This window comes from Longimicrobiaceae bacterium, from assembly GCA_035696245.1.
In the GTDB taxonomy this organism is placed as follows: Bacteria; Gemmatimonadota; Gemmatimonadetes; order Longimicrobiales; family Longimicrobiaceae; genus DASRQW01.
Genome location: DASRQW010000287.1, coordinates 1 through 7,661, shown reverse-complemented (window position 1 = coordinate 7,661; position 7,661 = coordinate 1). Strand labels below are relative to the sequence as shown.

7 protein-coding genes are annotated in these 7,661 nt (G+C 73.2%); all 7 read left to right on the top strand.

From position 1 onward, the window contains the following. Positions 1-318, top strand: a 318-nt coding sequence (locus VFE05_13360; GenBank protein HET6231055.1) for a hypothetical protein, incomplete at its 5' end; no start/stop codon positions are given. A 29-nt stretch (positions 319-347) separates the two neighbouring features. Then, complete coding sequence (locus VFE05_13355; protein ID HET6231054.1) at positions 348-890, top strand: Rieske (2Fe-2S) protein; 543 nt, start codon at positions 348-350, stop codon at positions 888-890. Next, positions 887-1,381: a Rieske (2Fe-2S) protein gene (locus VFE05_13350; GenBank protein ID HET6231053.1), complete on the top strand. Its 495-nt coding sequence runs from the start codon at positions 887-889 to the stop codon at positions 1,379-1,381. Before VFE05_13355 ends, VFE05_13350 begins: the two co-directional genes overlap by 4 nt. Before the next feature lie 319 nt (positions 1,382-1,700). Next, a complete protein-coding gene (locus VFE05_13345; GenBank protein ID HET6231052.1) occupies positions 1,701-4,322 on the top strand; it encodes a phospholipase D-like domain-containing protein in 2,622 nt (873 codons plus the stop codon). A 27-nt stretch (positions 4,323-4,349) separates the two neighbouring features. Beyond that, positions 4,350-5,060, top strand: a complete 711-nt coding sequence (gene gntA / locus VFE05_13340; GenBank protein HET6231051.1) for a guanitoxin biosynthesis heme-dependent pre-guanitoxin N-hydroxylase GntA — start codon at positions 4,350-4,352, stop codon at positions 5,058-5,060. A 99-nt stretch (positions 5,061-5,159) separates the two neighbouring features. Continuing rightward, the gene (locus VFE05_13335; protein HET6231050.1) at positions 5,160-6,488 is read left to right on the top strand and encodes an ATP-binding protein; all 1,329 of its coding nucleotides are present in this window, start codon (positions 5,160-5,162) and stop codon (positions 6,486-6,488) included. 39 nt (positions 6,489-6,527) lie between these two features. Next, positions 6,528-7,151, top strand: coding sequence for an urea carboxylase-associated family protein (locus tag VFE05_13330; protein ID HET6231049.1), 624 nt, complete (start codon positions 6,528-6,530; stop codon positions 7,149-7,151). Positions 7,152-7,661 lie beyond the last annotated feature (510 nt).

The following is a 7,661-nucleotide window of genomic DNA, read 5'->3' as shown; positions in this document are numbered from 1 at the left end:
CGGGGGATGGCGCTGCGCGAGCTGGGCTCCATCCACCGTCCCGTCGTCACCGGCCTCGTCCTCGTGGTCCTGACGGGCGTGCTGATGCTGCTGTCGGACGTGGAGAGCCTGCTCCCGTCGCCCGTGTACTGGGCGAAGATGGGCGCGTTCGTCCTCCTCCTCGTGAACGGCCTGATGATGCAGCGCGCGGAGTCGCGGCTGTCCGCGGGCGGTCCGGGCGCGGAGGACTGGGGGTCGTTGCGGGGGGCGGCGTGGCGCAGCGCCTTCCTGTGGTTCGCGACGCTGCTGCTGGGGACGATCCTGCCCCTGGCCGCCTGACCTCGACACGATTTCCGGGAGATGCACGGATGAAGATGAACGGCGAGGACGGCTGCCCGGCGGCCGAGGATCCCTGCACCGGGTGCTCCGCGCGCGAGAGCGGGCGGCGCGACTTCCTGCGCGACGCGGCCGGCCTGGCGCTAGGGCTCTTCCTGGGTCTCGGCGCCCGCCCGGCCGAGGCCGAGGCGCTGGGGCGGCCCCGCGAGGTGCGCTCGCTCTCCGGCGCGCAGGAGATGGCGGCGTACGCGATCCCCGCGGCCGACGGCGTGAGCATCGACCGCGATCGCGAGGTGATCGTCGCGCGCTTCCGCAACCGGGTGTACGCGTTCGGGCTGAGCTGCCCCCACCGGCACACGGCGCTGCACTGGATCGCGGGGGACGGGCGCTTCCAGTGCCCCAAGCACCACTCGGTGTACACGCCCGACGGCACCTACGTCTCCGGCCGGGCCACGCGCAGCATGGACCGGTACGCCGTTACCCGCCAGGGGGCTAACGTGGTGGTGAACACCGGGCGGCTGATCCAGCAGGACGAGGACGCCGCCGCCTGGGCCGCGGCCTTCGTCGCCGCATGAGCGACCGCCATGGAAGCGCGGCGGCGCGGAGCGAGGCGATGATGGAGGGTACGGTGGATGCGGCGTGCGCCGGCTGCGCGCTGGGCCGCCGGGAGTTCGTGGGCCGCTCGGCCACGGCGGTGGCGGCAGCGCTGCTGGCAGCGTGCGGCGGGGGCGGAGGTTCGGGCGTCACCGGCACGGGCGGCACTTTCGAGGTGACGCCGGCGAACACGCCGCAGCTCGCCACGGCGGGCGGGATCGCGACGTTCTCCACCCCGTCGGGCCGCATCGCGGTGGTGCGGGAGACGGACGGCGGCCTGGTGGCGCTGTCGCTGCGGTGCCCGCACCAGGGCTCCACGGTGAACGTGAGCGGCACGGGGTTCCTCTGCCCCAACCACGGGGCCCGCTTCGACGCGCACGGCACGTGGACGGGCGGCCAGCGCACCAGCTCGCTTCGCGTGCTCGGCTCCACCCTGGACCAGAGCACCGGCGTGCTGACGGTGCAGCTCTGATCCCCCTCCGCCGATCTGAACGCAGATGTCGTACGAACCAAGCCCGCACCGCGGATCCATCGCGGTGCGGGCTTCGTTCGTCCGGGCACCCGCGGACGTCTCCGGCCGATCCTGGATCGATACGCATCGTGGGAAGGTGCATTGCTCCGAGGCGTGAAGATCGTTGCAACACCGTATCTTCGCCGCGCCACGGTGGAACGGTTCGCGCATACGGTGCCGCTCCGGCCCGTTCCCATCGTCAGTCCGTTCACCTTGCGAGGCCCCGGTTTCCACGCTGAAGTCGTTTCTCCGTAACCCCTTGCTGGCGAAGACGGCCGGCATGCTGCTGACTCTCGTCGCGCTGGCGATGATGCTGCGCGTGGTCGTGCGCGACGCCGCGGGCGTGCGCTCGTTCCACTGGACGGTGCGCCCGATCCCGCTCCTCGCCGGCACCGCGGCGGAGGTGGCGTTGCTGGTGTGGGGCGTGGTGCTCTGGTCGATGGTGCTGGGCCGCTTCGACGGGCCGCGGCCGGGCTTCCGGGCCATGCTGCGCGTCTGGTTCGGGACCACGCTGGCGAAGTACCTGCCCGGCAGCGTGTGGCCCCTGGTGACGGCGGCGGGCATGGCGGCGGCCGCGGGCGCGTCGCCGGTGGCGATGCCCGCGTCGTTCCTGCTGCACGCCACGTTCACCGTGCTCGGCGCGGCGGCCGTGGCGGGAGCGCTCGCCGCTCCGGGGCAGCTGGCGGGGAGCGGGCCGGCGCTGGTGGCCGCCGTCGCGGCGGTCCCGCTCGCCCTCGCGCTGGTGCACCCCGCGGTCCTGAACCGGCTGGTGGGCCTCGCGGCGCGGGTCGCGCGGCGGGATGCGCCGGCGTGGCGCGGGCGGTGGCGCGACGGCGCGGGGCTGCTGGCGCTGTACGCGGCCACGTGGGTGGGCTACGGCGCGGCGTTCTCGCTCTTCGTGTCGTCCATCGTGCCCGTGGGGCGGGGTGCGTGGCCGCTGCTGGCGGGCGTGAACGCGCTGGCCTTCGTGGCCGGCTTCGTCGCCGTGTTCGCCCCCGGCGGCATCGGCGTGCGCGAGGCGGCGCTGGCGGTTCTGCTGCTCCCCGTGTTCCCCGGCGGCGTCCGCGTGCTGATCGCCGGGGCCTCGCGCCTGTGGCTGGTGGCGACGGAGGTGGTGGGCGGGATGCTGGTGCTCGGCATCTCCGGCGGGTCGTCCGCCGCGGCGGTGCTGCCGGGCGCGCCGCGCGGGCGGACGGATGCGGCGCATCGCTCGCGACTGCCCGATCCGGCAGCGCGCACGAGGCCGGACGCCGCGCATCTCCGGACCGTGCGGGACGCGCCGGTGCGGACGAGGACGCGGACGGCTCCGCATCCCCCGGCCCGCGCAGCTTCTCCACCGCCGGGCGTGACGCGGGGGAACGCGGTGGAGGTGCTGACGGACACGGCGGCGGCGCTCGGGCGCGTGGCCGCGGCATGCCGCCGGGCGGAACGCTCGGTGTGGATCGCGCAGCTCGCCTTCGACGCGGACTGCGTGAGCTCCGCCGGCGCGGACGGCGAGGCCAGCGGGCTGCTGGTGGATGCGCTGCTGGCGGCGGCCTGCCGCCCGGACGGAACGCCCGGCGCGGAGGTCCGCATCCTCCTGAACGGCAGCATCCTGATGAACACCGGCCCCGCGCTCCGCCGCCACCTCGCCGCGGCGGGCGTGGACCCGTCCCGCGTGGCGGTGCGCGGCGTGGACGCCTTCCCGCAGATCATGCACGCCAAGCTGGTGGTGGTGGACGGCGCCGAGGCGTTCCTGGTGGGCTCGCCGTTCGTGAACGGCTACTGGGACGACGGCGCCCACCGTGCCGCGGAGCCCACGCGGACGGAGGAGGACCTGGCGGGTCGCCCCATCCACGACGTCTCGGTCCGCGTCGCGGGGCCCGCCGTCCACGACTTGGCCGCATGGTTCGCAGAGGTCTGGAACGGCGCGTCCGAGGGGCCGGGCCCCGGGGTGCCTCCCCTTTCGGCCGACGCCCGGCAAGGCGGTTCGGGAGATGCGCGGCGGGGCGGCGGCACGTCGGTTCGCGTGGCGCGGACGATCCCGGCGAAGGTGCTGCCCGCGCGCGCGGAGGGGGCGACGGAGATCCTGGACGAGTACCTGGAGGCGATCGGCCGGGCGAGGTCGCTCATCTACCTGGAGAACCAGTACTTCAGCGCGCGCCCTATCCGCCTGGCGCTCTCGGCCGCGCTGCGGGCGCGGCGGGAGCTGGAGGTGGTGCTGGTGGTGAACCAGAACCCGGACATCACGGCGTACCGCTCGTGGCAGAACCGCCGGATGGACGAGGGCGGGCTGCTCGCGCATCCGCGGGTGGGCGTCTTCTCGCTGTGGGCCGCGGCGCCGTCCGCCGTGCATCCCGCCAGGCTGGACGTGACGCAGCTGTTCATCCACAGCAAGACGGCCGTGGTGGACGACGAGTGGGCGACGCTGGGGACCGCCAATCTGGACGGCGTGTCGCTGCACTCGTACGGCGACGACTTTTCCGGCTGGGCGGGGCGCTCCATCTTCCGCGGCCACCGCAACTTCGACCTCAACCTCGTGCTGCTGGACGGCGTGGAGGGCGAGCCGGCGACCGGTGCCGCGGCGGCGCTGCGGCGGGGGCTGTGGTCCCGCCACCTGGGCATCGCGCCGGACGAGCTGGCGGAGCGTCCGGAGGGCGGGTGGCTGCCGGTGTGGCGGAGGGCGGTGGCGGCCAACGTGCTCAGCCTGGCACTCGGCGAGGTGCCACGCGGGCACGTGCTGCCGTACACTCCGGCACCGCGGCCGGGGGCACAGCTCCGCGCGCTGGGCATCGACCCCGCGAAAGCGGGCATCGACCTGCGCTTCGACCCCGGCTGGGTGGAGGTGCTGTGGAGCCCGGGGTGGCTGAAGAAGGTGATTCCCGAGCCCGTCCGCGACAGACTGTCGCGGCGCCGCCGCTAGGTGCGCGACTTGCTAAATCCGCACGCCATGCACGACTCCGCACTTCCGGCCGTGGCCGGCGACACGCCCGCGCATCTCCGCATGCGGGGGATGGATGCGCTGGGCCGGCGGGTGCGGGCCGACTTCGAGGCGTTCGTGAACGCGCCGGGCTTCTCGTGCCTGGGCGCCCGCGCCGCGCTGCACCACGACGCGTACCGCTTCGGCGCGTACGGCGAGATGGGCGGCGAGGCAGCGACCTCGGCCCTCTCCCGCGACCTCGCGGCGTTCGCGGAGGGGCACGGGGAAGACGACTTCGCCAGCTTCGTCGCCGTCTTCCTCGAGCACCCCGCCGAGGCCGAGGCGGAGTTCGAGGCGCGGCTGTGGAAGCAGCTCCGGGCGCTCCACGCGGCCGACCCCAGCGCGGAGTGGGACCCGGCGGTGAGCGACGACCCGGCGGACCCGCACTTCTCGTTCAGCTTCGGCGGGCGGGCGTTCTTCGTGGTCGGCCTGCACCCGGCCAGCTCGCGGGCGGCACGGCGCTTCGGGTGGCCGGCGCTGGTCTTCAACCCGCACGCGCAGTTCGAGCGCCTGCGCGCGGACGGCCGCTACGGGCGCCTTCGCGAGGCCATCCGCGCGCGGGAGATGGCATTGCAGGGCAGCCTCAACCCCAACCTGGCCGATTTCGGCGAGCAGTCCGACGCGCGCCAGTATTCCGGCCGTGCCGTGGAGCCCGGCTGGCGCTGCCCGTTCCGCCGGTAGGCGCCGCGGCCGTGCGCTGGCCAGCTTCAAGCCCCTGTCAGGGCTCACGTTCCGAAGTTTGTCCTTGACACAAGGAAAGATCGGCTGCATTCTTTCCTTATGGAAAGGACAGTCTCTCAGGATCTGCTGCGCCTCAAGCTTTCCGAGGCCCTCGCGGCCCCCGTCCAGCCGGTGACGCGGCGTGACGTCCGGCTGCCGAAGATCGCGGGCAAGGCGATGGCCGTGATCGGGGTGCGCCGCGGGGGAAAGACCTCGTTCCTCCACCAGCGCATGGCCGAGCGTGTGGCCGAGGGCCGCGCGCGCGAATCGCAACTCCTGGTTTCGATTGAGGACGAGCGGCTGGTGGGGATGACGGCGGCGGACCTCGGCTGGCTGGTGGAGGAGCACGAGCGGCAGGTGCCGGGGCTGCGCCAGAGCGGCTCGCTCAGCATCTACCTGGACGAGGTGCAGCTCGTGCCCGGATGGGAGACGCTCGTGCGCCGGCTGATGGACGTTGGCGGTATCGAGCTTTTCGTCTCCGGTTCGTCGGCCAAGCTGCTCAGCCGCGAGGTCGCCACGTCTCTCCGCGGCCGGGCGATGGAAGTGCTGGTGCACCCGTTCTCGTTCCGGGAGGCCCTCCGGCATGCAGGCAAGGAACCGGACGCGCCGTGGGAACGCCTGCCGCCCTCCCGGCGCGCGGCGCTGGACGGGGCGCTACTCCGATACCTGGAGGAAGGCGGGTTCCCCGAGGCGCAGAAGACGGAGCGCCGCGACCGGCTCTCGCTGCTGAAGGGGTACGTGGACGTGATGGTGCTCCGGGACGTGGTCGAGAGGCACAGGGTGTCCAACCCCCAGGCGCTCCGCTGGCTCCAGCGCCACCTGCTCGCCACGCCGGGGGGCAGCTTCAGCATGAAGAAGCTGTACGACTCGTTGCGCTCGCAAGGTGTCGCGGTGGCGAAGGACACGCTGTACGAGTACCTGGACCACATCGAGGACGCGTTCCTCGTCCGCACGGTCAGCATGCACAGCAGGTCCGAGCGGCAGCGGATGGTGAACCCGCGCAAGGCGTATCCCATCGACCCCGGGCTGATCCCGCTCTACGAGCGCACGGGCCGCGAGAACCACGGCCGCGCACTCGAGACCGCCGTGCTCCTGGAGCTGGACCGCCGCGCGTACACGGCGGACTGGCTACGCGCGGGTGATGGCTGGGAGGTGGACTTCTTCGCGGAGCGCCCCGGGGATCCTCCCGTCCTGGTGCAGGTGTGCATGGACACGACGGGCGACGCGACGTGGCAGCGGGAGGTGCGTGCGCTTGAAGCCGCTGCGGAAGCGTACCCGGAAGCCGAGGCGCTCCTGATCACGCTGGACCCGTCACCTCCGGCGAGAGAGCTTCCGGCGCGGCTCCGGTGGCGCTCGGCCGCGGAATGGCTGCTCGCAACGGAGCCGTGAGCCTGGTGGCCTCGCGGCCGGACCGACGGCGAGGCTGAAATGCCCCACATCTTTCCCATGAGCATGACACGACGTTTTCACCTGGAGCCGCAGACGGGCGTGGGGTTCGAGGTCCGCGCCGGGCAGCTCGTGCGCGTGACCGACCCGGCGGGCGAGCAGGTGTCCGACCTGGTAAGCTTCGCGCGCGCGGACAAGCGCGAGTGGCTGTCTTCGGGGAGGACGATCGACTACGCGAACACGATCTACCTCACCACCCACCACGTGCTGTACTCCAACCGCAGCAACCCCATGTGGACCATCGTGGACGACACGGTGGGGCGCCACGACTTCCTGCTCACGCCGTGCTCGCCGGACACGTTCCGCATCATCTACGGCAGCACGGCGCCGCACCCGAGCTGCTTCGCGAACCTGGCGGCGAACCTGGCCCCCTTCGGCATCGAGCCCGACGCGATCCCCACGACGCTCAACGTCTTCATGAACGTGGAGGTGGCCGCCAGCGGCGAGCTGGCCATCGGGCCGCCGCGGTCGCGGGCGGGCGACTACCTGCTGCTGCGGGCGGAGATGGACATGGTGGTGGGCGTGACCGCCTGCTCGGCCGAGCTGTCGAACAACGGCTCGTTCAAGCCCATAGACGTGGAGGTGCTGGAAAGCTTGCCGGCGTGACGCGCGCGCAGCTCCGCCTCGGGCGTGGCGGCGCGGGCGAGGCGCGCGTCGCGGTACCGGACGCCGCCGTTCAGCACCCGCGTGCCCAGGGCCAGCCAGCTGCACACGCCGCGCTCCAGCAGCCACAGCGGCGCCATGAGCGATGCGCTCGCCGGAAAGACCTTCCCCGCGCCGCGCTTCCTCCGCCCCGCCTCCGCGACCGCGGCGACACCCAGGGCCCCCGCGGCCAGCCATCCCCACCTCCGCCGTTTGGCGAGCGTGACAGCGGCCGGAAGCACCGCGAGCTGCACCGCCATCCGCCCCGGCCGCGCGAGCTCGTCGTATGCCTGGCGCACGCGCTGGTCGAAGAACTGGCGTTGCGACGAAGGACGTCGGAGGACGTACACGTCGTCCGCAAGCTCCTCGCGCCCCCCGGCCGCCACCACCGTCCGCACCAGCTCCAGGTCCTCGAACAGCACCGAGCCGTCGTAGCCCTCCGTGGCCAGCAGCGCGGAGCGGCGGACGGCCAGC